Here is a 26,667-nt window from a genome sequence, read left to right on the forward strand (position 1 = left end):
TCCGATTTTTTTGTTTTGAAGGTTTGAGACTGTTTTACTAACTGGACAGGCTTATCGGGGAGAAATCCCCACTTTTTTATTTCCGGGGGCCTGGAAGGGATTTTTCATTTTTATCGGCAACGCCACGCGCCGGCCGTACCCTCCCACGTCAATAAATGAAAACAAAAGATTAGCTTCGGTGTGCGGTTCGCATTCTACACACTGGTATTTATACAGGCGCGTATTAACAAAATATCAGGATATCTATAATTACAAACCAGCCGCTTTACAAATAACTCACTTTACAAATAATTCACTTTATAAATAACTCACTTTACAAATAATTCACAGGATAAGTTACAGGAAAAATGACATTCAATAACATATTCAATACTTTTCACCCGAAAATCCAGGGGGCTCTAAGTACACTGGGGTTTAAAAAGCCCACAGAGCCGCAGGAAAAGGCATTTCCTCATATAATGGACGGCAAACACACCCTTCTGATAGCTCCCACAGGTTCGGGAAAGACCGAATCAGCGGTTCTTCCTGTTTTTCACAGCATCCTCAAAAAGAAGCCTGAAGCTCGCAGAGGAATTTCCGCCCTTTATATTACTCCTCTCCGCGCGCTTAACCGTGACATGCTTTCCCGCATTGAAAATCTGGGGCAGATGCTTGACGTTAAGGTTCAGGTCAGGCATGGGGACACCCCTCAAAGTGAGAGGCAGCGTCAGTCCAGAAATCCTCCTGACGTGCTGATTACAACACCTGAGACACTTCAGGCAATGTTTACAGGCTCCCGCCTGAGGCAGAACCTTGAAACTGTAACCCATGTTGTTATCGATGAGATCCATGAGCTTGCAGGCTCGAAACGTGGAGCCCAGCTGGCTGTTGGGCTTGAACGGCTTGTCGAAATTTCTGGAGAGTTCCAGAGGATAGGGCTTTCTGCAACAGTCGGGAACCCCTGGGAAATTGCGAAGTTTCTTGCAGGAGCAAACCGGGACTTCACGGTTATTGAAGTCGCCCTCCTGAAACTTCTTGAATTTGATGTGGTCAGCCCTCATCTTTCTGTATCAGGCACGTCAGAAGAAATAGACCGGGAAAAAGAGGTCATGGAAATTGCAAAAACGGTTGGCTGTGAACCTGAATTCGCCTCCCATCTCCTGTGCATCAGGAAAATTGTTGAGGAAAGCCAGTCCACCCTTATTTTTGTAAATACCAGGCAGAGTGCAGAAGCCCTTGCAGCAGGTTTCAGGAAACTCGGGGCTTCTATCGGAGTCCATCACGGCTCCCTTTCCTTTGAAGCCCGCGTTGAAGCTGAAGAAGAGTTCAAGGCTGGAGCCCTCAGGGGCCTTATCTGCACCTCTTCAATGGAGCTCGGAATTGATATAGGAAATGTTGACAGGGTAGTCCAGTACGGCTCTCCCAGGCAGGTCTCAAGGCTTCTCCAGAGAGTGGGGAGGGCTGGACACAGGCTGCATGAAGTCTCACACGGCACGATCCTTACAATGGAAGCAGATGATACTGCTGAAAGTATGGCAATTACAAAAGCTGCACTCGAAGGCAGGGTTGAAGTGATCTCCCCGCACATAAACTCTCTTGACGTTGTGGCGAACCAGATTGCAGGCATGGTTATGGACTTCGGGGAGATCGGAGTAGACAGGATTTTCAGGGTTCTCAGGCGCACCTATACGTTCAAAGACCTGAGGATTGAAGAGCTCCAGAGGGTGGTTGACCAGATAGGGGACTACAAACTGGTCTGGAAGGACAAAGAGTCAAACCTGCTGAAAAGACGCAAGAAAAGCCGGGAATACTATTACGAAAATCTTTCCATGATCCCGGACGAAAAGAAGTACGAAATCTACGACATCGTAAGTGGAAGGTCTATAGGAGTTCTGGACGAAGCCTTCGTGGTAAACTTTGCCGAACCCGGAGCCGTTTTTATTACAAAAGGGGACATGTGGCGCGTAATTGAGATGCCTGACCGAGAACGGGAGCCTGACCGGGACAGGATAAAGGTCGAGCCGGTTGAAGGCATGGGAGAAGTCCCGAGCTGGTCAGGAGAAGAGATTCCAGTCCCCTTTGAGGTAGCCCAGGATGTGGGGACTCTTAGAGCTGAGACAGCAGCCCTGATTCGAGAAGGACTTGATGATGATGAGGTTGCGGAAAAGCTTCAGAGAAAATACCCTGTAGCAAAGGCAGCCGTTCTTGAGGTTATTCGGCTATTGAGGGACCATGTTGAAGGAAATTTCCCTCTCCCGGACGCAGACACAATAGTGATTGAAGACGAAGGGGACGCTGTGACCCTCAACGCCTGTTTCGGCCACAACACGAATGGGACGCTGGCAAGAGTTTTAACCTCCCTCCTTTCAGCCCGCTTCGGGAGCAGTGTAGCCCAGGAAGTCGACCCCTACAGGATCAGGCTGACCCTCCCCCGCCGGATTGGCGCAGTCCAGATCCGGGACATGCTCCTTTCCCTCCGCCCCGAACATGTCGAGCCCATCATCGAAATGACCCTGAAAAACACCACCCTCATGAAATGGAAAATGGTCCACGTAGCCCGCAAGTTCGGAGCCCTCTCGCGGGACATCGACTACGACAGGATCAGCATGAAAAAGCTCCTTGAAATCTATGAAGGTTCCTCAATGTACGACGAGGTAGTCCGGGAGATTTTCCACGATATGCTCGACGTCCCGAGGGCAAAAGAAGTCCTGATGAAAATTGCTGCCGGCGAAATCTCTATTGAAGTGTCAGGTCCAACCCCTATTGGCTCAGCCGGCTTTGCTATGAAAAGAGACCTTGTAGCCCCGGAAAAAGCCGACCGTTCAATCGTCCTTGCCCTTAAGGAACGCATAATGAATGACAAAATCATCCTGTTCTGTACGAACTGCAAGAAATGGACCTCCCACCGCCAGGTGAAAAGTGTGCCTGAAGAAATCATCTGCCCGGTCTGCGAGTCGCAAATGGTTGCAGCCCTCAAGCCCTGGGAAGAAGAGGAAATTAACCTTGTCAAAAAGCAGGCTAAGCAGGGCAAAAACCTCAAAGTTTCTCCTGAAGAAAAGAAGAGGATACAGAGAGTTTACAGGAACGCAAGCATAGTCCGCTCTCAGGGGAAAAAGGCGGTCATTGCGCTTGCCAGCAGGGGGATAGGACCTGAAACGGCGTCAAGAGTTATTGAGAAAATGAGGGTGGACGAGGAGGCTTTTTACAGGGATATTCTGGTTGCGGAGAGGAATTATGTGAAGACGAAGAAGTTCTGGGAATGAGTGTGTGAGTGGAATAAACATCTTTGAAGTATTCAATTACTTTTAAATCTTCAACTTTCAAATTATAAAATTATTTTCCTAAGTAACTGTCACAAAATAAATTAGGCAGATTATTCATAAAGTTAATTTTCAATTGGTGATAATGATCTTGAAAATCAAGACATCCAATCGAAACCTGTGCATTGTTTGTTCTGTGACGACTCCTAAGTAATTTTTAAAACCCATTTTCATTTTTTCATTGTAGCTCTAGTTTTATTCATTCGCGCTCTTTCTAATGCATTTACTACTAATCTAGCACTTCTTTTCTGTAGGAAACGATCATCGTGCAAATTTGTTATAATATACTCTTCAATATATTTTATGTTTTCCTTTTGTGTATTAGATAGGCTTCGACGCAAGATTCCCCCGCTGCTATAAGCATATTGAGTTAAATCGTATCCAAGTTCTAAATTATTCTTAAATACTATTTTGAATTCAGGTAGGGTAATCTGAAGAAATCTATTTATCACTTTTATTTCTATTGACTTATTATTTAGGTGCCTATTTAATAATTCTATCAATTGAATTTTTTTTACTAACCTTCCTAGCTTAAATTCTGGATTTGTTTCCAGCTTATCAATTATTTCGATTCTGTCTGAGTAAATCTCCCAGTATCTATTCCTAACTTCTTTTTCGGGATCAACGAGGAGCAACATTGACTTATCAATAATTCCCGGAGGCAAAGTGCTGAAGTTTTTGGGAAGTAAGTTTACGAGTACCATTCTATGTTTTGGATCTTGTGCTGAAATAACAGCTTCCATACAAGAAGAAAATGAATAAGATTCTCCAAATACTTCGATTCTTTCCATCATGTGCTTTAGAGCTATAACCTTTTCGTCAACATCTTCACTTTCTGCTGAAATAAGTAATAATTTATCTAAATCTCTATTTACTGTCCCGTAATTTTCAATTATACGTAATTGGACGCGATCCAGTTTATTATCCAAGTCATCCAATATCCCTGCTAAGTTTTCTTTTAATACTCTCCACCAATAAAGCAATCTTGACTCCTCTTTTATGGCGTACCAAAAAGCTTCATGGTAAGAAGGGTGTACAAAGTCAAATTTACTTACATCTGAATCTTTTTCTCTACTTTCCAAAAGTATCATATCAAACTTATCTTTGTCAACTGAAAATGAACTTGGAGGAATGCTAAATATGTATCTTCTTTTATACAAAAAAGCTAAAGTTTCTCTATAAGCATCTTCAAGGTTTATTTTAGATGCAGAGTCATTTGTAAAGAGTATGTTTGAGGTTGATTGTATTTCTACCCACGTCAGGAAGATCTGCTCATGGTCAGATAAGCTTGCCATCCATTCTCCGAGAGCTTTAATCATCTCTTTTGATTTATCCACATGTTGAAATATCTCTTCTAAGGAGGTAAGCCTTTCTGAGGTTCTTACAAAGAATTCGATATTGTGAGGAGCTGGAAGCATTTTTGGTAGTTTTTCATCCAGCTCTCTAACTATTTTTTCGTCTGTTGACCAAAGAGGTTTGTAAAACTGAGTATATCTATGTAAAATATCAACCAGAACTTCCGATTTATATGAGGTATGAACTCTCAGATCTTTCTCAAGTCCTTCAATATTTTGGCAATCTTGTTCAGCCAGAGCTTCTCTGAATATATTCAATCTAGTGGTTACTATAATTCTCAAATGCTCATATTTCTTGGATAATAACAAAAAATCATTTAATCCCTTGGCAAACTCGTCTGTTCGACGTTCCATCGTTTCACCAAAGGGATCATCAAAGTGAATAATTACAGGATTTCCATCTTTAGAAGACAGTAAGGATAAAAGGAGATTTGTAAGGTTACCTTCATTCTCATGTAACCGTGTAACTAAGTTATCGTGCCTTATATGAAGAGTTTCGTAGCCTTTTTGGTAGTATTCCCAGAGTAAATGGATTGCAGTATATGTTTTACCTAAATGAGGCTCTCCTATTATGAATATTACATGATCTTTTTCGAGTTTTGAACATATTTCATTATACTCTGTTGGTTTTACGTAAAGGGAAGTTAAATTTTTGTAACGACTTCGAGGATTTTCTAATTCTTTTCCAAAACCTATATTTCTTAAAAACCCTTCTATTGAGGGTTCAGAATCTGAAGCATTACTTCTTTCTTCTTCAAGTTCGACATATTTTAGTAATTTCTCAAAAAAAGTATCAAATTTTCCATCGTTTCCGTCTATTATTTTTCCCTTTCCACGAACTGCCAATATCTGGGAAATTCTGCTTTCAGCTTCTGGTTTTGATGGATTCACGAAATGTATTTCTTTCCCTTCATCTTCAAAAAGTAGATCAACGTCTCGGTCTTGCCCACTGTATCCTACAATAATGAGGCTTTGGTTGATTAATCGAGAAAGATCTGGCTTGATTTTCTTCGCAAAATCAGAGATTTCGTCTTGCTTAAAAGCATAGCTCTTTGGAGATTCTAAGCTGCCATGTAATTTTGTTATTTTTAATGAAGAGCGAGAGGAATTAAGTTGTTCAACTAACTCTTCATGTCGATCTTTTCCATTTACAACTACAACAAAATCATCTGGTTGGTAGCATCCTACATTGTTCAGGGCTTTTTCCAGTAAATTCTCCAGATTTGTTGAAAGAATCTTTTTAATATAACCTTTTTTTACGAGTTTAGCTAAATTCTCATATCCTTCTGAAGGTTTTTTGTCATCCCATAAATGAGGTCTAAGAATTGAATATTGAGTCTCGTGATCTAATGTTCCCCATATCTCAAAAAAACGAGTACGTTTCTCTTTACCAATTTCATTTCCTAAGAATTCTCCAAATTTTTTATTTTCTTTAGTAGCTTTTTCAATTTCATTTTCCCATTTTTCAAACTCTGACTTAGCATGTTGTTCCAAAACACAATCTACAATTTGCATCATACTTGAGCATCCCGAACTTATGGACGCTCCGGCACCGAGAAACAAAATATATGGATCAGCACCTGAGATTTTCCTTGAAACCATGCTGCTAGCTAAAGCTCTTATAGAGTCTGACATATGGAGCACCGCTATTTTATTTACAACTCAAAAATCAAATGAGAATACTACTTTTAAAATGTTGCGATTTTTAACTGTTCCTTAACTTGATCTTTAAAACGGCGGTGAAATTGTAGACTTTTCAATTGAAGCATTTGAGGGGGGGCTGGGGTGGAAATATAATGAAAAAGTTATACCACTTCTGCTTCCGATGGTTTTCGGCTCTGTTTTATCTTCACTCCTGCCAGTAACAACTTTAAATACTCACAGATTAAATGTTATTCCGGTAAAGATGGAAGGCAAGAGCTTGAATTATACGGTTCTGATCGCACAGGACGAAGATGGTGTATACGTTGCAAAGGTTCCTGACATACCGGGTTGTTATACGCAGGGAAAAACTGTGGAACAGGCTATGGAACGTATAAGGGAAGCGATACAGGTTTGTCTTGAAGCTTAATAACACAAATAGTATTTTTTATTAGATTCCCAGCTCTTTCTTGACTTCTGAAATGGGAACTAACACTCCTTTCTTCTGATTCTCGTAGCTTTCATCTACGAGTTTTCTCTTTATCGTTGAGTATTCGGTCTATGTCTAACATGTACTCTCTCATACAATCCTCTCCTAATGATGGTTAATACGAGTCTTATTTGTAAGTATGCTTTTTCTTATGATAGCTAAGAGACTGCTTTGGCTTTAATTTTTTATTTTTCTCAATGTCCTCTTCACTCAATCAGGATATCTTTAAATGATCACAAACAAAATATACTAACATGGAAAATGCTGACCGGCACAAAGAGTTGTTCGAAAAAATCTCTTCTTTCCTTGAAAAAGAAGGAGCAACGAAAGTAGCTGTTTTTGGCTCTTATGCAAGAGGAGAAGAAAAGCCGGAAAGTGATATTGATATTCTTGTGGAGTTTTCCGAAACAAAAGGTCTGTTAAACCTTGTAAGAATTGAAAGGGAGCTATCAGAGTTTCTTGGGTTAAAGGTCGATTTGCTTACCGAAGAGTCGATAAGCCCTTATCTAATTGATGGGATTAAAAGGGAAGCAAAAGTCCTCTAGGTATAAAATTAAGAGGATTCTTTACCTATGTGGCAGCAAACTACGAAAATTGTAAAAAAGGAGATTACATTAAAGAAAAGGATTATTCATCATTAAACTCACAATCTTGCCTTTCTCCTTTTATCTGTATTTCTCCTTTTTCTGTTTCATACTTCTCTATGGCATTCTTTAACTCTAAGTACAACTTTTTCGCAGCTTCTGGAGTTAACATTGCCACGCCGTCACTATAGAATACTATTCCTTCTTCGGTTTTAACCTTCTCATTGAAAAACTCAATCCTGATATCTACATCTGTTGGAGAAACCCTCAGGTTTGTTGCATATAATTTAGTAAAAAGTGGAGTTCTATATACAGCGACTTTTTTCTTTTCTTCGGCCTCTTCTGGCTTGCTGTCTTGCTCTTTATCCTGTTCTGCTGCCATGAATTATCCCTCAAAAAAATTCTCACGCCGAAGCAAACACCGTCTGCATCTTTTCCCATTTTGGTTTGTAGTTTTCTGCCTTTTCCATTCTTTCTTGGAACCAGTCAAGCTGGTATCCTGGCGTCTCGTAAAACTCAATATAGCGTGGTTCTCCGCAATAGCAATCACAATTTTCTTCAGGTGATGCTTGGTGTTTGTCAGAAATTTCGGAGAGCACTTCTTCTTCGTCTCCTTCATATTCTGCCATTCTGAAACTGTGGTCATAGATTGTGGCAATTATTTTGTTTACCAGACTGTTTTCTTTTAGTCCATACTTTTTTGTATTTCCCTTACACTCTTTTACTTCTATAATATTGTTGTATATTAATACTGGGATTTTCTGATTTACAACGGTACGGGAAATCCCAAGGCACTCACTAATTTCTGTCTGGTTGTAGGCCATGTCCATATTTTCGGCCAGGAAATCTATAATTTTTATTTCAGATGTGGCCCCCAGGAAGTCTACAAGTGACATCCGCTTTTCCTCCAATTACAGTTAAAATTTTATATGATCCTTTCGTATTACTAGAAAGGTCTCAATTAATAATTTATCTCCTGATTAACAATTAATAACTGTGCAGAAAGTTATTAATGATTTAATATTAATGGAAGCCTTCTTACAAGTAAATCAAATTAATGAGTCCTTAATATTTATACTTATTGTCCTGCTGTTCAACTAAATGAACAGTTCTCTTGGGTGTCTGTTTATGGAGGAATTCTCTGAATATGAGCTGTTCATATTGAACAAAATCGCAATAAAAAATAGATGGTGCGATAAACATATTTCCAGAGAAGACTTGCTACAGGGAAGAAAAAGAAGTGACTTGGGATTTTATGGGACAGCTATAGACAATCTAGTTAAGAAAGGGATTCTAAAGGTATACAAAGCTCAGGGTAGAGATGATTATTGCCTTCTTAAGGCTCACAGGGAACTGGTTATTTCCGTATTGAAGGAAAACGCAGACAGGTATAATTTTATAAGTTCCTTGCATCTGGAAAGGATCCGATAAGCTTTATACTCCTTTTACATTTCTTTCTTACTTTTTTCTAACTTCGCAGCACATCGAAAAATTTCTAATCGAAGGATTGAGGGGCTGGGGTGGAAATATAATGAAAAAGTTATACCACTTCTGCTTCCGATGGTTTTCGGCTCTGTTTTATCTTCACTCCTGCCAGTAACAACTTTAAATACTCACAGATTAAATGTTATTCCGGTAAAGATGGAAGGCAAGAGCTTGAATTATACGGTTCTGATCGCACAGGACGAAGATGGTGTATACGTTGCAAAGGTTCCTGACATACCGGGTTGTTATACGCAGGGAAAAACTGTGGAACAGGCTATGGAACGTATAAGGGAAGCGATACAGGTTTGTCTTGAGGCTGAGGAACTTGAAGATGTTTTGCCGCTGAAATTTATTGGAATCCAGCAGGTGGAGGTAAAAGTATGAGCAGACTCCTTCCTGTAAGCGGGAGGGATATGTGTAAAATACTTGAGATGCTTGGCTTTCAAAAGGTGTATCAGGTTGGAAGCCATGTGAGATACGTTCATCCTGACGGTAGAAAGACTGTAGTGCCTGTTCATGGAAATGAAGATTTAGGCACTGGTCTGATCAAAGAAATCCTGAAGCAGAGCAGGATTTCACGGGAAATGTATGAGGAATTAAGGAAAAAGGTTTGATAAATCAAAGTTAAGTTTTCTTCTCTTTTTCAACAGCGGCACAATCTCCGAATTCCCAATCGAAGGATTTGAGGGTTGGCGGGCCGGAAAATAATAAAAAAGTTATCTTGCTTCGGCTTCCACTGCTGTCAGTTAACTTTTATCTTCAGCCCTGCAGGTAACAACTTTTAATACCCACATAAAATGTTATCCCGGCAAAGATGTAAAGCTAAAGCTTGAATTATACTCTCCGGGTTGAAAATGCTATCAGTAACTCATTTTCCAGGCTCTGTAATTGTCCAGGTCCTCTTTAATAAGGCTAAATGCAAAAACAATCAATGCGATATCATCTGCAAATCCGAGTAGAGGAATTAAATCTGGAATAAAATCAACCGGACTTACAAGATACATGAGAGTAACCGCCATCACAACTACTGTTTTCTTCGGAGCCGGGTATTTTCTGTTAAATGAGTCTGCCAGCATGGAAAACAATAATCCTAGATAGTCCCAGATTTTTCTAAAGTTGCCTGTGAGGTAATTAGTGTCTTCGAGTCCTTCCGAAAAATCGGTATCAATGTCATAAGTCTCTTTATGATCGGCTTTAAACTCTTTTAGATTTGATCCGACTTTTTTCGCTCTGATATTACTGGTTTTATCCATATGATCCTCCCTATCTCCGGATTATATTCAGGCTTTCCGGAGTGTTATTACTTTCCGAAGTGTTATTACTTTCCAGAGTAATATTATACAGAATATGTTTTCTCTTTTCCGGTCAATTGAGGTTATGAATGATCTTTTAAATAATGAATTAAATTTTGACTCTTAAATTTCGACTTAAAATCAAGATTTATTTGTCGTAATATATTTTGAATTAAACGATCATAAATAGTTATAAATGAGTATAAATGGTCATTTTCATTTTACTGCAAAAGGCAGGGTACTAAAATAATTGAGTGCAGATAAAAATAGTATTGATATGTATATTAAGTTTATTGAAGCTCGTCCTGATCTTCCTGAATGATCTTCCTGAATTTTAATTGAAAAACCAGAAAGTTCTGCATCACCTGGTTTGGAGAATTTTAATTAAAACCGCGAAATTCAGGATTTTTTGATTTCCAGAATTATAGTTCCGGAGTTAAGCGGTTTAACGTGCACATGATAAGTCCCGTTTTCTTTCACGGTAAATTCGGGATGATAAGGAAGGTAGCTTATTTTGGAATCTGTTAATACGAATGTATTCTGGAATGCAACATCGGAGCCATTTCTTATTGTAACATCTATCTTCTCGGGACCGCCAGGACCCTCAATCCGGAGTTGATAATTTACGCCTCTGGCGAGGTTGACCTGAAAATCCGATTCTTTAGATACGGGTTCAGAAAGGACGCTATCCCCGCCCCCCTGAAGCGCCACAATCGCGTAATATAAAATAATAATTATATAAAGTGGGATCAGGCTCCTTGACTTTTTCGGGTCTTCTGTCATTTCCCCCCCTTTTGACAGCTTGATTTCTCAGATAACCTTTACCGCTCTTCTACTGGAATCTGTTCTCAATGTATTTTTACTCAGGATTCTTTTCTGCAAGCAAAAATCCTTTCCTCTGCATGGTATTTTCATCTTCTCTTATAGGCCCGTCTTCCTTTCTATCTGTTTTACTGCGGATGGCATGGCTGGAGCAGAAGGTTCTGGATTCCAGGCTTTTATATTGTCTGGGAACCCATCCTCGCAGCATAAATTTTTCACATTACTTTTGACACATCTTCTCGGAACCGTGTCACAGAGCGTATTTATCACTCCCTGTATTCCCGGAATACCGCATATTTCCTGACGGATAGCCCGGATTTATGAAATAATCAAAATTATCAATTAATCCGTCCCTGTATTTTCCACTATCATTCAGTTTTATCTCTCCTTCTGTCGTGTCTGTTAACAGGTCTCCGGCTGAAGATTCCGACCTCTCCATATACTTTATCCAATCTGTGTTTGCATCTGTGTTTGCAGTCGTGAGCGAAACAAATAAAATGAAAACTAATGGCAGCAAAGCTCTTATCCACTTCAAATTAACTCCCCACCATCTATTTATATTTGGATTATTCTATTTCAATTTTCACTGTTTTTAAAAATTTATTCCAACTTTGCGCCTCTTAAACTTTTACATAAATGACTAACTGATATATGTTAAAATAGAAATGAAAGCCGGTTATTAAGTGCCTTTATTTGCTTTTTCGTTAATTACGGCTTTTTTTGAGTGCATGAAGATAATATTCTGATTTTCATATATTTTCTCGTTTTTCTATCTGCCATATTTCCTATAGATGGTCTTAATATGTAATTAATATACAAAATATGCCATAATTCTTTGTTTTTATTACTATTTGTTCTAAATATTATACAAATGTGTACTGATACACAGAAAATAAGGTGTTTAGAAGAGCGGCTTTCTCAGATATGAGTTAATTTTATATAACTGTACTATTTTTCTACATATTAATTAAATTTAGAACTTGAACTCTCTGAGTTGAAATATTGTCTTTACATTTCTTAAGGTAGCAAGACAGTCAAATTAATAAATCAGATACAGGATATTTGAAATTTTGAGTGAGTTTTCAGTTTTTTTCGGGTTTTTTCCCTCTATATATTTATAAAGTCTAAAGTTCACAGGCGAACCAGTGCACAATATTTACCGGAAACTTTTCCGAAATCATTGGTATTTATTTAGCACTTCGGGCAGGCTTTCTCACCTGAATTTCTGTATCTCTACTCATAAGTTTAAATGATTAAAAGAAGTTTCGTCACAGAACTCAAAAATTTCGTTACGGTGTGTACCATGCATCCAGTAAAAACAAGAGCCATAATCGTTCTTATTGCAGTTCTCGCATTAAATTTCGCGGTCGCAGGAAGTGCAGCAGCCAGTGTAATTACAGTAAGTAATACAGATCAGGCTGCGGATTTCACATCCATTCAGGCTGCGGTAAATGCTGCAAACCCGGGAGATGAAATAATTATCAAACCGGGCACTTACACGGAAAACATTGAAATTAATACTTCTCTGACCATTCTTTCTGAATCCGGCAGCCCTGCAGATACCATAATTCAGGCAGCTGATAGTTCTAAAAATGTTTTCAGTATCTGGGCAAATGGAGTGAAAATTAAAGGGCTCACTATAAAAGGATCGGGTTCAGCTTCCGGGGTCCATTTTTTTGGAGTTGCAGATTGTTTCCTTGAGCACAATATTCTCTCGAATAACAGGTGTGGCATAGATCTTTACATGTTCGGTTCGAGTAACACACTGATAAACAATAATATTTCAGATAGCCTTACAGGGATTAGCCTGAGTGAAAGTCTGAATAATAACATAAAAAGTAATTCGGTTTCACACTGCAAGATCGGGATTTCACTTTTTGATTCTGCAAAAAACACCCTGGAAAATAACATGGTTTCGGAAAATGATAAAGGGGTTTCTCTCACAGGCGAATCAAATGGAAATCTTCTGGTGAGCAATATCTTAAAGTATAACAATCAGGCAGGCCTGAGAATCTACGAGACTTCTAACAACCTTATATACAATAACTATTTCAACAACACTGTAAATGTGGAATCTGGACAGGTTGCAGGCGAAAATACCTGGAACACAACAAGATCCGGGAGCACGAATATTGTAGGCGGTCCTTATCTCGGAGGCAACTTCTGGGGAATGCCCGATGGTACGGTTTATCCCAGAGGCGTCAGAGACATTGACCTTGACGGTATTTTTGATTCCCCATATGATATCGAAAATAGTGGATACACTGATTATCTCCCTCTTAAAGAATCGAACTCCACCGTAATTACCGTAAGCAACAGTGAGGACCAGGTTGCCGATTTCTCCTCAATTCAGTCTGCAGTGGATAATTCCTATCCAGGAGATACAATTCTTGTTTACCCTGGAGTCTATGTGGAAAACATCGAAATAGGTGTAAAAGACCTTTCTCTCATTTCCGCTTCCGGCAGCCCGTCGGATACCATAGTTAAAGCAGCCAGCGGCCTGGATGACATCTTCTCCGTGACAGCAGATGGAGTAGGGATTAACGGGTTTCATATTACAGGAAACATAAGTTTTCCCGATTCGGGGATCCATCTTTATGAGGTTGAAGACTGTCGTATTGAAAACAATGAACTGTTTATCTCTCCAAACTATCTTTTTAATTCTTCCGGTGGTTCTGCTCAGGTAGCCGGAAATAATTCCGGTGTAATCCCGGGTTTCGGCATCCGCCTGGATCTGTCCGGCAACAATATTCTTGACAACAACACAATATCATATAGCCATGCAGGCATTCTTCTGCGCAACTCGGGCGGGAACATGCTTCTTGAGAACAGGGTTTCCAGCAGTAGCTACGGTATATGGGTGGATTCTTCCGTAGATAACATGCTGGACAGTAATCTTGCAACAGATAATAAGATAGGAATCTATCTGAAAGCTTCCGGCAGGAATTCAGTTCTCAGTAACATGGCATTAAATAGCTCCGGGTCCTGCATCAACCTGTGGGATTCCAGTGAAAATACCCTGAGCGGTAATATAGCATCAAACAGCAGCAACGTTTGTATTATTCTGCACAATTCCAGTGAAAACAACCTGAGCAATAACACTGCATCTTCCAGCAGTTACGGTATCTGGCTGGAGTTCTCAAGCAATAATAATAGTCTCAATGGAAACGGGGCACTGTACAATAATATCGGTATTTACCTGAAAGACTCAAACAAAAACAAACTTGGCAACAATACGGCATTAAACAACAGCAAGTATTGTATCAGTTTATGGAATTCTGTTAAAAATGACCTGATAAAAAACACAGCGTCTTACAGTGAAGTCTCTGTTATTTTGCATAATGCCAGTATGAATGTGATGGCCAGCAATACAGTGTCTAACAGCAATTACGGTATCTGGCTTGACTCTCTCAGCAATAATAATACTCTGGTTGAGAATGAAGTATCAGGCAATAAAATCGGCATATACCTGAAAGCTTCCGGAAACAATGTTTTAACAGCTAATGGTGTAAACCTGAATGCGCTGTACGGCATCTATCTGAACTCTGCCACCGGCAATACGATCAATACTAACAGGGTAGTTTCAAATTCAGGATACGGCATGTATCTTTTGAACTCCAGTAATAACAAAGCCTATGACAATTACCTGAATAATACCAAAAATCTTTATTTCGATAGCAAAAGTTCGGCAAATCTCTGGAATGTTAGCAAAAGGTCAGGAGCTAATATTGCTGGAGGATCTTTCACAGGAGGGAATTTCTGGGCTTCACCCGAAAGGAGCGGATTCAGTCAGACACATCAGGACGCGGACCACGACGGCATCTGTGAAATGGCTTATGTCATGGGGAAGGGAAATGTTGATTACCTGCCTCTTGCAGGTTCAATCTAATTCCCTTTCCAAATTCTTTTTTACTTTTAATCCTGTTCAAGGAACTTCTGCATCCATACAATGTCAAAATATTTCCCAAATTTGCTCCCCACTTTTTTGAACCTTCCGCATTCAATAAAGCCTTTTTTCAGGTGAAAGTTCAGGCTGGCTTCGTTTTTTGAGGATACGTTTGCAAGGAGGCTCTGCATCTTTTTTTCCCGGGCTTCCATACAGAGTTTTTCAAGCATCATCGATCCAAGCCCTTTTCTTGTATATGCCGGCAGGATAAAATAGGAAACAACTCCTGTGTGGCGGAAATTAGGGAATGGAAAATAAGGTCTGAGAGCTCCGATTCCTATTATCTTGCTATCTTCCTCAATCACATAAAATGGGAAATGATCGTCTCTGTCCTGGTCTTTTTCACTCTGGATAAGCTGAAAAAACTCGGGACCCACTGAATTTTCGAGGTAGGATGCAAAGCTGTTTTCAACATAATAATTAAAGACCTCAAGCATTCCGGGTATGTCTTCTGTTGAGGCTTCTCTTATCAAATCTTTTCCGGAATTTTTGTTTTCCTGCATGTATAGGTAGTCGGAAGGTTAATATTTAAATTTTTTTAGTTAGTACTCCTGTCAGTATTTTTCCTTTTTACCGGTTTTCCTTTTTTTGAATTTTTCTTGAACAACTGGACCTGGATCGTATCCCGGAATTTTAAAAATAAATTGATAGAACGGCTGCTCAGGACAGGAAGTCACGAGCTTCTGATAATCAGCTGCCTTAAACTTTACGGCACCGGGAATTCAGTCTTCTTACTTCTTTAGTTTTCGTTATTTATTTAGCTGTTTTGATGGTTCTCTTTTGAAACATGAGGGCTGCAGCTCTCCATTTTTTTAATTCATAGCCTTTTTTCCAGCTATTTGTCACGATTTATATTTATAATTAATTTTCAGTGCGAATATATTTATATACTTATGTTCTTCTACTATCTCCTGCAGATAATTACCCAGAAACCAACCCTGCAGTTCAGTCAGGATTTGATGATTTAATGGGGCATCAGGTCCAGAGGGCTGATACCAGATTATTTTTCGAAATCTCAGGCGGGATTCGACCTGAGAATAAAAAACAGGAGAAATTAATTTTCTCAATATTGCAGAAGTGAAAAATAGATGTTCCTGAACGAAAACAGAATTGTAGAAAAGATCTGTGAATTTCCGACTACTCTTGGAGATATCTCCGAAAACATTTTTGGAGGAATCAGCTCAAAAAACAGCCTGCTTCACAGGCTCGTCGTTCCAGAAGGAAGCGGTTCCGAGTCGCTTTACCTTTGTGAGGGCCTCTGTAAACCCGTAATTTTAGAATCTGAGCTTATTTATCCCTATGTCTCAGGCTCTTTTCCCGAAAAGTTTGCACTTAACTCTTCACCCTACCGTTTTATGCTCCCCTATGAGCTGTCGGAAAAAGACAACAGGAAGGAGTGCAGAATAATTCCTCCTGAAGAACTTAGAGTCAGGTTCCCTCTGACATACGGGAGAATTCTGGAATTCAAAAACCAGTTTGGTCATGATGATTCTCCTGTAGAACCTGCAGACTACAGCATAAGAGGAAGAAAACTTCTGGAGTACCTCAATACTCCAAAGATCATTGCTACCGAAGGGTACCGCTTGCAGGCAGCATATGATGTTTCCGGAAACCATGTGTTTAAGGATGGCTGCGGTATTGTACTCAAAGACCCTGAAAAGTACCCCTATGTGACTGCAGTGCTTAACAGCCAGATTTCGAGGCTTTTCCCATCGGTCTGCGAGTATGAGATGATTTACTCAAGCTCCACAACCCCTGCAGTAATGAAACGTTTTCCAATAGTATTTCCTGAGGACCGGTTGACTGAAGACCTGATCAACAGCATTTCCGGTTATCTCATGTTCCTTAGCCAGCAAAAATATGAAGCTGGATACAGTGCTCCTGACTGGCTTAATGAGCTTGCAGGTTTCTATGAGCAGATCTCAGACCTTCTGGTCGTGGACGCTTACTTTGAAAATGGGATTGACCCCAGGCTCCTTGGTGCTCTTGAGGAGAATATCCACCCATATGCCGGAGATATGGAGTCTGAAAGCGATGAGAGCCTTCTGAGCGTGCTCCATTACATCAGGCAAAAGATTATGGAAAGCTCTAACTTCAATAAATACACTTTCAATAAAGAGTTTTCCGGGATTCTCAGCTTTCTTTAAGCATGGAAAATATCTGAATGACCCTTATCCCGGGTTTATTCAAAATTTTAATTTTTTTTTAATCTCTTTTTTTCGGTTTCAGCATGATATATTTTCAGGCATGTGACCGTTTCAGGTCTGTAACCTTTTGATTTTTGATTGTTTTTTAATTTTTAACCTTTATTTTTAATTTTTGAATGTTTTTTAACTTTAGACTTGTTTTTAACTTTTGTTCTGTTTTTTAACTTTAGACTTGTTTTTAAATTTTGTTCTGTTTTTTAACTTTAGACTTGTTTTTAAATTTTGTTCTGTTTTTTAACTTTTGACCTGTGCTTTAAAGTTTTGACTCTTGTTTGCCACTGCTTTTTAAGCCAATTCTTCATCATTTTACATTTAGATTTTTGTGCAAATGTTTATATATATTGATATTTTCTACCCACTGGGGTAAAAGTGCTCTCAGGGCAGGATGCCGTTTTTCCAGTCGGAATTACTGAGACCCTGAAGGTTTCAGATCTTTGCTGTGCAAGGGATTAATCCTAGATCCTATGCTGCAGGAGCATGGATATTAATCCTGGTTATTACCCTCCTTAACGCTTGGACACTTTCTTGAAAAACGATAGCCCTGATTGAATTTTTAGTCTGTGTGGAGCGGGATTAAATAAAGGTTAAGATTACGTTTAAAGTTCTGTATGTGAGTTATGAACTTGAGATACAGGATGTTAGCAGGGCAGACTTCAGGCTTTAAATCCCAAAATTCTGAGTTGCCTTATTCTGGAAATCACGGGTACAACAGCTAATTTACCGTTATTTCCGTAACCTCAAAAATTAAGGTGCCTGGTAGAAAATAAAAGGAAGTTTTCAGAAGCTTTCTCAGGGGTTTTCATTTTTTAAGGCTTAAAAATCCAGATGCTCGGTTCTTGAAAGATACACATACTATAATAAGAAGAAAGGTTATAATGTATGGAAGAAAATTCATAGAATATTTACAGAGCTAGAGGTTATTTAAATGCAATAAATAGAAGTAGTGAAAAGGGAGGAGACCCTGGGATACTTAAGAACCTTGAATGTTCAGCTAACATCTTAAATAAAAATTGTCTGAATCTGACATCTTAAATGAAAATTATCTGAATATATCAAGTTTTTCTGAACAAATTGTCTGAAAACTCATCATATCGTATTGAATTTTCTATCCGGGCAAAATTTGCCTGTTTTTTGTGAGAGTATTTGCACATTTTTTATCTCTCATTTTCTGCAGATATGTTGCGAATTATATCTCAGAAGGTTGTCCGTTCCTTATGCAGGGCATATAAATTTATATAGTTAGCATTAATGTAATGATTAAAACGTCTGGTGTTTTTTTACTTTCACCTCCTTACTCTCCAAATTTACATATCCACAATTGAAAAAAGGAAGGTCGTCTTATCAGCCTGCAAATTCACACCACTGCGTTTCCCTTTATGGGAGCATTAATTTTTTCAGGGCTCATATCTACCTTACTTGCGATCAGGGCATACAAAGCCTATAATTGCCACAGATCGCCTTTTGTAAAACATTTTACGTTAGTTATGCTCGGCATGACGCTCTGGTCTATAAATTATGCTTTTGAAATTGGGTTTCTGGAACCCGGACAAAAATATTTCTTTGCCCGCCTCCAGTATCTTGGTCTCTCCTTTATTCCTGTATCCTGGTTTTTATTTACTTCCGAATATTCTGGGATAGGCATTCAATTTGCACGAAAATATGAAAAGCTGCTCTATCTTTTGCCCTGCTCTGTAATTCTGTTGATGGTCACGAATAATGTCCACGGGCTGTTTTTCGAATCCTTTCATCTTGATTACTCCAGAGAGTTTCCTCTCCTTATAATTCAGCATGGACCGTTGTTCTGGATTTTTTATCTCTATTCTTTTGTTTTACTGGTTCTTGGAATCTTTCTCCTCTTCAAGCAATTTGTCCGCCTTACTGCACCTTACGGTACCCAGGCAGGCATCGCTCTTACCGCAGCCTGTGTTCCGGTTCTTGGGAATATACTTCATCTCGCAGATGTAGGACCTTTTGAATCCCTTGACCCTACTCCATTTTCTCTTGCAATAACCGGTTTGATCCTTTTCTGGGGCACAATCCAGCATGAGTTTCTTAATATTATTCCAGTTGCCAGAGAAAACGTTATAGAATCCATGAGCGATGGATATATTGTTGTGGATACTTCAAACTCAATAGTGGACGTTAACAGGGCGGTACTTGAACTTGCAGGGAAAACAAGAAAAGAGGTACTGGGAAAAAACTTAACTTACCTTTTCGGAGAAGGAGTAGAGCTTTTATGCCATACGCCTGAAGGAGATTTTGGCAGGGAGATTTCACTTAAAAGCGGTTCGGAAATTAAGTTTTTTACTGTCAGTGTCAGCCCCCTTATGGCAAGGAATGAGCCAGAGGGTAAACTGATAATGATCCATGATATCACGGAGATACACAGATACCAGGAAGCACTGAAACAGGCAAATAAAAAAATTAACCTCATGAGCAATATTACAAGGCATGATATTCTCAATCAGGTAAACGTGCTTTCGGGATATACAGAACTGATCTCCGAGATGCTCCCTCTGGACGTAAGGGGAGACCCCAGGATCGCGAAGTACTTCAGGAATCTCAACAAAGGAATTGAAACAATTCATAGCCAGATTATTTTCACAAAAGACTACCAGGAACTCGGAGTCGTTTCTCCTACATGGCAGTCTATATGCAGCATTGCAAAAGAGGCAGCATTCGCCTTTTCAGGGCAGGGAATCAAGTTTTCTATAGAGGATAAAGGCCTTGAAATCTATGCTGACCCTCTGCTTAAAAAAGCTTTTTACAATCTTTTTGACAATGCAAGAGCCCATGGTGAACGTGTGACTGAGATTAACATCCGTTTTCACACAGCCGGGGAAAATGTCGTAATTGAAGTAAAGGACAACGGAATAGGAATCTCTTCCGCTATGAAAGAGCTTATTTTTGAAAAATCAGTTGGTAGAAACACCGGGCTTGGTCTTTTCCTTGTCAGGGGAATACTTTCCATTACAGGCATGGAAATTGTCGAAACGGGAATCGAAGGCGAGGGCGCCAGATTTGAAATCAGGGTACCCCCCGGGAACTGGAGGATAGTTCCGACAGAGTGCAGAGCCAGTTCCATAGAAGTATGCAATTGAAAGCATGAAAATAAAGCTCCAAACATGCAGCGTAAGTAATTTGCTTTTTTTTCTTTGATTTATATTTTTTATATATGTTTCCCGGTATATTATAAAATAACAAATATTTCCAGGACATTATTTATCAGGCTGGCAGCCGAAACTGAACTATCAATATCTGATTATACCTGGTGAAAATATGAGAGAATTAACCCTGAACACGAGATTTAAACGGGCGCTGAAAGGTGAATCTATTGACATGGTTCCTGTCTGTTCTGTTACCCAGACTGGCACGGTAGAACTTATGGAAATGACTGGAGCATACTGGCCTCAGGCTAATTACGATGCAGCTAAAATGGCTGCACTTGCTCTGGGTGGATACGAGATCGCAGGATTTGAGAATGTGCGGTGCCCTTTTTGCACCACAGTGCTTGCTGAAACTCTGGGATGTATGGTAGACGAGGGCAGCGTTGATATACAGCCTTATGTAACAGATTTCCCCTGCAAGAAAAAGAAAGACGTTAAGGACATCTCAGTTCCTGATTCCCTTCTTGAAAGCAGGTTGACATCCGTAGTGCTGGACGCGGTTGAAATCCTCAAAGAACGTGTGGGGGAGAATGTTCCTGTTGTCGCAGGGGTTGTGGGCCCTGCCGGACTTGCCTCCATGCTTGCGGGAATGAGAAACTACCTCATGTGGTTTGTAACAAACCCCGAAGTCGTTGAAGAGCTCATGGGAACCGTAATGGAAGCCTGTATCGAATATGCGAACGGATTACTTGAAAGAGGTGCAGATGCCGTGACCCTGATAGATTCTGAAGCCGGACCTGATATAATTGCCCCTCAGATGTTTGAGACCTCGGTTTTTCCGCTCTACAGGAAATTCTGCAAAGAAGTCAAAGGCTTGAAAATCCTGCATATGTGTGGAGATGCCACGGCTGTCCTTGATCCTCTTGCAGACTCAGGATTTGAGGGAATCAGTATTGAAGAAAAAGTAGAGGTCAGTTTTGCAAAGAGGATTGTGGGCGACCGAATACGTCTGATAGGAAATGTTTCCCCTTCGGATACCCTGTTGATGAAAGGGACTGAAGAGGTTATTATTGAAGCCAGGGCGTGTCTTGAAGACGGAATCGATATCCTTGCACCCGGCTGTGGCCTTGCTCCCCACACTCCACTCGGGAACATAAAAGCCCTTCTCAGGGCAAGGGATGAGTACTGTTCACTCTGAACTTTCATTAGTGGCTGCGGTAAGGGGGGAGTTCTTTCAAATAAAAACTCTTTCTCCTGTTTTTTCCGAAATCTCCTCGGGCCCCTTAAGGCTTATGATCAACGCAGAAACCATAATCAAGGCACAGCCTGCAAGGGTTTCAGGTGACAGTGCAATTCCGAGCACAGCTATGTCCAGAAATACCCCGCTTACAGGTTCTATCAGGGCAAGCAGGCTTCCTGTCTGGGCTTTAAGATTGGCAAACCCAAGAATCGTAAAGATTTCTCCGAAACCTATTGACACTATTCCGAAAACAGCAAGAACTGTCAGGTTGCTGTAGAGTACGTCCCTGGAGACATCAAATGCAGAAGGGCTGAGCAGTAAAAGTGCTATCCCCATAGGCCAGAAGACAATCGCAAGTTCTGGGTATTCTGTTTTTAAAACTTTCACGTTCAGGATTAGAGCTGCAAACACGACCCCCGAAAGCAGCCCTGCTATCATGCCCATCATATAGCTGCCTGTAAGTTCAATACCGAAAAGCCCTCCTTCAGGTCTGACCATCAGAAATACTCCTGTGATTGCGATAAAGAGTGCAGCTATACTTTCCTTTCTTATTTTTTCTTTCAGGAGAAAAGGTGAGACCAGCATCACGTAAACCGGGGCTGTGTACTGGAGTAAAATCGCTATGGATACACAGGTGGTCTTCAGGCAGGTAAAATAAAGCAACATGCACATAACCACAAGCACACCCTGAAGAAAGAGGCTTCCTTTTCTTTTCTTCAACCTCAGGTCAGGGGTTTTTCCTCTTGAGATTATATATATAAAAAGGAAGAGAATTCCAAAAAATAGCCTGTAAAATATTACCGGAGAAATATCCATATCATGGATGTGCGAAATAAAAAGCCCGTTCATGCTGTAAAATACGCAGCCTATAATGACTGCCAGGTGCGCTTTTTTGCTCTCCAGAAACATTCTGCATGGATGAAACATTCTGCATGGGTATATGTATAGAACTTATATATTTATTGGACATTTTTCTGTTTAAAGAAATGATTTATTTGCTGTAACCTGTTTTAATCTGTTGTAATCTTTTGTATTATCTGGCAGTCCACAGGCGGGAGGCAATTCTTGACTTCTTTCACAGAACACAGGCATAAAGCGGTAAGGGACAGAATACCGGATATCCTCAGGGATTCCGGCAGGGATTTTGCCGTAAAAGAAATTTCAGATCCTGAATTCCTTCTGGAGCTTGAGAGAAAACTTGATGAAGAACTGGCTGAGTATCTTGAAAGCAAAGAAGCTGAAGAGCTTGCTGACCTTCTTGAAGTAATTTACAGAATTGCAGAACTCAGAGGCTTTTCTAAAGAAGCCCTTGAATCGGTAAGATTGAAAAAGAGAAAGGAAAGTGGCGGGTTTGAAAAGAATCTGATCTTGCTTAACATGGCTGATGAAAACCGTCTCTGTCGTGGTCCTCCTGCAACTTCAAAAGAATTCCCCACTGCGGTTTTCAGGCCTGAAAATTCAGAGGTAATCGAGAAATATGGGGTCCGTATGAGGATTTACACAACCAGAACAGACTCCACGAATGCTGCTGTCCTTTATCAGGAAACGGAGTCCGGGCATGCGGAAGAATTCGTTCACGAAAAAAGTGATTTCCTTTATTATATCCTGGAAGGGTCAGGCACATGGATAATTGAGGACAGAGAATTTGAAGTAAGAGCAGGAGACGTAGTGTTTGTGCCTGCGGGAAAAAGATTCTGGTTCCGCGGAAACCTTAAGCAGATCTGCATAACAGCTCCGGCATGGGATGAAAGATATGAGAGGCACATAAGGGATATTGAACTATAATCATTAAATTTTGTTTTTCTGTCTTATGTCCATTTTCCCTCTAGTTTATTTTTCTCTCTCACTTATTTTTCTCTCTCACTTATTTTTCTCTCTCACTTATTTTTCTCTCTCACTTATTTTTCTCTCATTTATTATATTCTGTCTGATTATACTCTGTTTGTTTTCCCTTCTAACCAATCTCCCTCTATTATCCGAGCTCGAAACTTGTAACCCCATAGATCTTCTCAAGCTCTATTACGGGTTCTTCCCGGCTGTACATGCGTATAGTTCTGAACATTACATTCATGTGATATTTCTTCGCTATTTCCATTGCTTTTTTATTTGGTTCGGGAACATCGAAATAAAAGGTTTCTTCAGGAACTGAAGCCCTGAGTGCCCTGAAAATTTGTTCTGCCGTACTCTGCTCGTCCGCAAAAAGGGGGCCTATCTTATAGCCCTGTCTGCATTTCCTTATAACGCCGTACCCTTTAAGATCTCCGTCTTCCAGGGCTGCAAAAGCGTAAGAGTCTGGCTGTTTGATCCATTTTTTCAGAAAACCTTGCCTTGGGGCAGGAAACATTCTTCTATCGTATTCAAGCAGCTTTTCAAAAGGGATTTCCGAGATTTTTACCAGCCCATCAGAGTTTTTTCCTCCTCCTCTGCCTTCAAAACGCAGATTGCTGTAAGAGGATTTAAATTTCATAACTTTCTGGTACTTCTTTTCGTTTTCCACAACCCCGTCAAGCCCTATATTTCTGTCTCCCAGGTGCTCCAGGCATTTTTCGGTTAATTTCATTCCGATTTCTTTTTTCCTGAATTCGGGTTTGACCGCGTAAAGCCCGAGAAAACCAAATTCATCATCATATGCAACAGCTGAGGCACAGCCTGCTGGCTTGCCTCCAAGTTCTGCAATAAAAAAGCCTTCAGGGTCAGTCTCGTAAAAAAGTTCTCCATCATGGATGCCGGGATTCCAGCCTTCGGCAGCTGCCATCTCAATTGCGAATTCGGCTTCTTCCCGGTTCATTCTTCGGATTTTCAGGTTTTTTATGTCTTCCGAACTTTTACCCATGACAGTTAATATTCTCACTTTCTATTTATTCATTAAGTCTCTGCATTACCTGCTCTCCAGGATCTGGGTTACAGGCTTATGTTTTTCTTTTCCCTTTTTTCTCTGAAGTTATTATAAGATATGCCGCTATGACCCCGGCTGATACAGGATATATCCCGAGAGGCGCTTTTGAGCCTGTTTCAGCTTCTGTTTTTTCTCCTGCAGTTGATTCGGTTTCTGAAGCGTCTTCAGTAAACATAAAAATGTCCATTGCGCCTTTACGCTTGTCCTGCCAGACTATCCTGTTGCCGTCTATTGAGGGGTTGCTTTCATATTCGGATGCTGTGGAAATCGTCTTTTCCTGCCCTGTGGCGATGTCATATATAAAGATGTTTGTCCCTTTAATTCTCCCGTCAGCCCAGACTATCCTTCCGTCCGAGATAGCAGGGGTTTTCTGCGGGGTGGGGTCGGTGCAGACAGGTTTTTCTTTTCCGGTGGAAATCTCGTACATGTAAATGTCAAGGTTTCCTGCACGCCTGTCCTCCCATACGATGTAATCGCCTTCTATGACAGGGTTTGTCTGTGCCGCAGAATCCATTACCACAGGGCTTTCTTTCCCTGCGCTGATGTCGTACATGTAAATATCTTCATTCCCATTCCGTGTATCTTTCCAGACTATGATATTTCCCCAGACCGCAGGCTGGCTCTGGTCAGCTTTATCATCTGTAATCCGGGTTTCCTCTTTCGTGGTGAGATCGTACATGTAGATGTCTGTGTTCTGGTTCCTTCGGTCTGTCCAGACAATTATATCTCCTGAGATTGCAGGCTCTTTCTGCTCGGATTTATCCGAAGTAACCTGAACTTCCTTTTTAGTGGCGATATCATACATGTATATATCATAATTTCCTCTCCTGTTATCTGCCAGAACCACACGGCTGCCTGAGATTGCAGGCTCAATTTCATCTTTTGGACCGTTAAACAGGGAAGTTTCCGTCCTTCCAGCGGACATGTCATACATGTAGAGGTCCCAGTTTCCGTCCCGCTCATCCTGCCAGACAATATAGTCTCCTGAAATTACAGGGGTGATCTGATTGCTAAAAGCCGAGTTAATCTCCTGCTCGGTTCCCTGCAAAGCCTCGCTGGCAGCCAGACCTGCACATGCGCCCAGTACAATGAATAAAACAACTGAAATAAAACCAATTGAAAAGATGTTACGCTTCAAAGTTACACTTCCGGTATTCCCTCTCTCATTTCAGTACGGGTTGTTTTAATATAGTGTGCTTTTCAACTCAGGACTATTGGTTAAACCTGTTTTTTGTTTAAGGCTTTTACAGCACGGAATTGTTCAATATATGAAAAGCCTTTAAACAGTCCCCTAACAATAATGTCTTCTATACTTTTTAGCAATTTCCTGAATTTCAGTGTTTTCTTTTTTATGGGATATTGGTGTAAACCTGGCTCCGGGATAAATCTTAACCTCCCGTTTAAACCTTTTCCAGCTCTATTTTGTTCTTTGTGAGTTTTGCCAGTTTTTCATGAAACTCTTCTTCAAAATCCTTTTTTATGAAAAATTCAAACTCTACCGTATCCGAGTATTTTTCCTGCTCTATTCTCCCGTATTCCTCTACCAGCTTCCTTATCTTCTGGAGATCGGGATATCCGAAGCGAGTTCTGAACCTTACCTCTTCAAATACCTCAACAGCACCTGCGTCTTCAATAGCTGAAACTGCAGTTTCCCTGTAAGCCCTTGAAAGCCCTCCAAAGCCCAGCTTTATACCCCCAAAATACCGGGTCATGACCACAACCGTGTTATGCAATCCTTTAGACTCGATTACCTTAAAAACAGGTTTTCCGGAACTGCCAGCGGGCTCTCCGTCATCGTCATATTTGAGCGTAAGGGACCCCTCTTCTTTAACGAGGTAAGCTGAAACATTATGATTTGCGTCTTTATGCAGCTTTTTTATTTCATTTATGAACGCTTTTGCTTCGGTTTCAGTTTTTACATGTCTGGCGTACCCGATAAATATAGAGTTTTTGAACTCTTTTTGAGCCTTTCCGGAACTTTTCAGGGTCTTGTAATTATTCAGAGTTCTGCCTCAATATTTCTTATTTAATTACTTTTGCACTTAAGGCTTTAAAGTTTTACAGTGGCGCAACAGGAAAACAATTTAATATCTTTAAGTATTTTTCTGCTGCTCGCCTGCTCGCCACTTTTCAAATTCTGCTTTTATTGCTCCCCATCAGCATATTTAATATCCTATCTCTCCTCTAATGTCAAAATCGAGCATTTATATGCCTGGTATATTCAGATATATGTTTATAGCGGGCCATTTATTGGAATATCTGGGACTACCTCGTTCTCGTATTTTTTTACCAAATCGAAAGGT

General features: G+C 40.3%; 23 protein-coding genes. 11 read left to right on the forward strand and 12 right to left on the reverse strand.

The features are described 5' to 3' along the window. Window positions 1-347 precede the first annotated feature (347 nt). A complete protein-coding gene (locus M886_RS06985) occupies window positions 348-3,242 on the forward strand; it encodes a DEAD/DEAH box helicase (RefSeq protein ID WP_048050930.1) in 2,895 nt (964 codons plus the stop codon). A gap of 227 nt (window positions 3,243-3,469) precedes the next feature. On the opposite strand, the gene M886_RS06990 is transcribed toward M886_RS06985, so the two are convergent. Continuing rightward, window positions 3,470-6,289 (reverse strand): nSTAND3 domain-containing NTPase, encoded by a 2,820-nt coding sequence (locus M886_RS06990; protein ID WP_084685051.1) that lies wholly within the window; start codon window positions 6,287-6,289, stop codon window positions 3,470-3,472. Between the two features lie 190 nt (window positions 6,290-6,479). Here M886_RS06990 and M886_RS06995 point away from each other — a divergent pair, with 190 nt between their 5' ends. Both M886_RS06995 and M886_RS07000 read left to right on the forward strand, forming a co-directional pair. Beyond that, window positions 6,480-6,725: a type II toxin-antitoxin system HicB family antitoxin gene (locus M886_RS06995; protein ID WP_048046738.1), complete on the forward strand. Its 246-nt coding sequence runs from the start codon at window positions 6,480-6,482 to the stop codon at window positions 6,723-6,725. Window positions 6,726-7,039: 314 nt separating this feature from the next. Then, window positions 7,040-7,330, forward strand: a complete 291-nt coding sequence (locus M886_RS07000) for a nucleotidyltransferase family protein (RefSeq protein ID WP_011033853.1) — start codon at window positions 7,040-7,042, stop codon at window positions 7,328-7,330. A gap of 82 nt (window positions 7,331-7,412) precedes the next feature. On the opposite strand, the gene M886_RS07005 is transcribed toward M886_RS07000, so the two are convergent. Both M886_RS07005 and M886_RS07010 read right to left on the reverse strand, forming a co-directional pair. Continuing rightward, a complete protein-coding gene (locus M886_RS07005; RefSeq protein WP_011033854.1) occupies window positions 7,413-7,751 on the reverse strand; it encodes a DUF3467 domain-containing protein in 339 nt (112 codons plus the stop codon). Window positions 7,752-7,773: 22 nt separating this feature from the next. Then, window positions 7,774-8,265 (reverse strand): hypothetical protein, encoded by a 492-nt coding sequence (locus tag M886_RS07010; protein WP_048036509.1) that lies wholly within the window; start codon window positions 8,263-8,265, stop codon window positions 7,774-7,776. Window positions 8,266-8,497: 232 nt separating this feature from the next. On the opposite strand from M886_RS07010, the gene M886_RS07015 reads away from it, so the two are divergent. The 3 genes from M886_RS07015 to M886_RS07025 all read left to right on the forward strand — a co-directional run bounded on the left by M886_RS07015 (window position 8,498) and on the right by M886_RS07025 (window position 9,468). Next, window positions 8,498-8,800 (forward strand): hypothetical protein, encoded by a 303-nt coding sequence (locus M886_RS07015; RefSeq protein ID WP_048036507.1) that lies wholly within the window; start codon window positions 8,498-8,500, stop codon window positions 8,798-8,800. Window positions 8,801-8,929: 129 nt separating this feature from the next. After that, complete coding sequence (locus M886_RS07020) at window positions 8,930-9,238, forward strand: type II toxin-antitoxin system HicB family antitoxin (protein WP_230633283.1); 309 nt, start codon at window positions 8,930-8,932, stop codon at window positions 9,236-9,238. Continuing rightward, complete coding sequence (locus M886_RS07025) at window positions 9,235-9,468, forward strand: type II toxin-antitoxin system HicA family toxin (protein ID WP_011033857.1); 234 nt, start codon at window positions 9,235-9,237, stop codon at window positions 9,466-9,468. Before M886_RS07020 ends, M886_RS07025 begins: the two co-directional genes overlap by 4 nt. 246 nt (window positions 9,469-9,714) lie before the next feature. Here the strand turns inward: M886_RS07025 and M886_RS07030 are convergent, their stop codons facing one another. From M886_RS07030 to M886_RS07040, 4 genes are all read right to left on the reverse strand, one after another. Beyond that, window positions 9,715-10,107, reverse strand: coding sequence for a YkvA family protein (locus tag M886_RS07030; protein ID WP_015412188.1), 393 nt, complete (start codon window positions 10,105-10,107; stop codon window positions 9,715-9,717). 438 nt (window positions 10,108-10,545) lie between these two features. Further along, window positions 10,546-10,929, reverse strand: coding sequence for a hypothetical protein (locus M886_RS07035; RefSeq protein ID WP_011033859.1), 384 nt, complete (start codon window positions 10,927-10,929; stop codon window positions 10,546-10,548). Between the two features lie 76 nt (window positions 10,930-11,005). Next, entirely contained in the window at window positions 11,006-11,176 is a 171-nt protein-coding gene (locus M886_RS18625) for a hypothetical protein (protein WP_155397774.1), read from the reverse strand. A gap of 42 nt (window positions 11,177-11,218) precedes the next feature. Further along, entirely contained in the window at window positions 11,219-11,503 is a 285-nt protein-coding gene (locus tag M886_RS07040) for a hypothetical protein (protein WP_048039252.1), read from the reverse strand. A 768-nt stretch (window positions 11,504-12,271) separates the two neighbouring features. Here M886_RS07040 and M886_RS07045 point away from each other — a divergent pair. Continuing rightward, window positions 12,272-14,857 (forward strand): right-handed parallel beta-helix repeat-containing protein, encoded by a 2,586-nt coding sequence (locus M886_RS07045; RefSeq protein WP_048050932.1) that lies wholly within the window; start codon window positions 12,272-12,274, stop codon window positions 14,855-14,857. Between the two features lie 26 nt (window positions 14,858-14,883). Here the strand turns inward: M886_RS07045 and M886_RS07050 are convergent, their stop codons facing one another. Then, window positions 14,884-15,417, reverse strand: coding sequence for a GNAT family N-acetyltransferase (locus M886_RS07050; protein ID WP_011033861.1), 534 nt, complete (start codon window positions 15,415-15,417; stop codon window positions 14,884-14,886). 585 nt (window positions 15,418-16,002) lie between these two features. On the opposite strand from M886_RS07050, the gene M886_RS07060 reads away from it, so the two are divergent. From M886_RS07060 to mtaA, 3 genes are all read left to right on the forward strand, one after another. Continuing rightward, window positions 16,003-17,061: a hypothetical protein gene (locus tag M886_RS07060; protein WP_015412193.1), complete on the forward strand. Its 1,059-nt coding sequence runs from the start codon at window positions 16,003-16,005 to the stop codon at window positions 17,059-17,061. A 1,436-nt stretch (window positions 17,062-18,497) separates the two neighbouring features. Next, window positions 18,498-20,222 (forward strand): histidine kinase N-terminal 7TM domain-containing protein, encoded by a 1,725-nt coding sequence (locus M886_RS07065; protein WP_048037475.1) that lies wholly within the window; start codon window positions 18,498-18,500, stop codon window positions 20,220-20,222. A 178-nt stretch (window positions 20,223-20,400) separates the two neighbouring features. Next, window positions 20,401-21,426 (forward strand): methylcobamide:CoM methyltransferase MtaA, encoded by a 1,026-nt coding sequence (mtaA, locus tag M886_RS07070; RefSeq protein ID WP_048044690.1) that lies wholly within the window; start codon window positions 20,401-20,403, stop codon window positions 21,424-21,426. 36 nt (window positions 21,427-21,462) lie between these two features. Here mtaA and M886_RS07075 read toward each other — a convergent pair whose 3' ends face one another. Then, window positions 21,463-22,395, reverse strand: a complete 933-nt coding sequence (locus tag M886_RS07075) for a DMT family transporter (protein WP_235203892.1) — start codon at window positions 22,393-22,395, stop codon at window positions 21,463-21,465. Between the two features lie 138 nt (window positions 22,396-22,533). Here M886_RS07075 and M886_RS07080 point away from each other — a divergent pair, with 138 nt between their 5' ends. Next, window positions 22,534-23,253: a cupin domain-containing protein gene (locus M886_RS07080; protein WP_048040210.1), complete on the forward strand. Its 720-nt coding sequence runs from the start codon at window positions 22,534-22,536 to the stop codon at window positions 23,251-23,253. Between the two features lie 187 nt (window positions 23,254-23,440). Here M886_RS07080 and M886_RS07085 read toward each other — a convergent pair whose 3' ends face one another. The 3 genes from M886_RS07085 to M886_RS07095 all read right to left on the reverse strand — a co-directional run bounded on the left by M886_RS07085 (window position 23,441) and on the right by M886_RS07095 (window position 26,367). After that, complete coding sequence (locus M886_RS07085) at window positions 23,441-24,301, reverse strand: GNAT family N-acetyltransferase (protein WP_048050934.1); 861 nt, start codon at window positions 24,299-24,301, stop codon at window positions 23,441-23,443. 76 nt (window positions 24,302-24,377) lie between these two features. Continuing rightward, window positions 24,378-25,502 carry a hypothetical protein gene (locus M886_RS07090; RefSeq protein WP_048050935.1) on the reverse strand — a complete coding sequence of 375 codons (1,125 nt, stop codon included), beginning with the start codon at window positions 25,500-25,502 and terminating at the stop codon, window positions 24,378-24,380. Between the two features lie 262 nt (window positions 25,503-25,764). Next, the gene (locus M886_RS07095; protein ID WP_048050936.1) at window positions 25,765-26,367 is read right to left on the reverse strand and encodes an IMPACT family protein; all 603 of its coding nucleotides are present in this window, start codon (window positions 26,365-26,367) and stop codon (window positions 25,765-25,767) included. Between the last annotated feature and the right edge of the window lie 300 nt (window positions 26,368-26,667).

Source organism: Methanosarcina soligelidi, assembly GCF_000744315.1.
In the GTDB taxonomy this organism is placed as follows: Archaea; Halobacteriota; Methanosarcinia; order Methanosarcinales; family Methanosarcinaceae; genus Methanosarcina; species Methanosarcina mazei.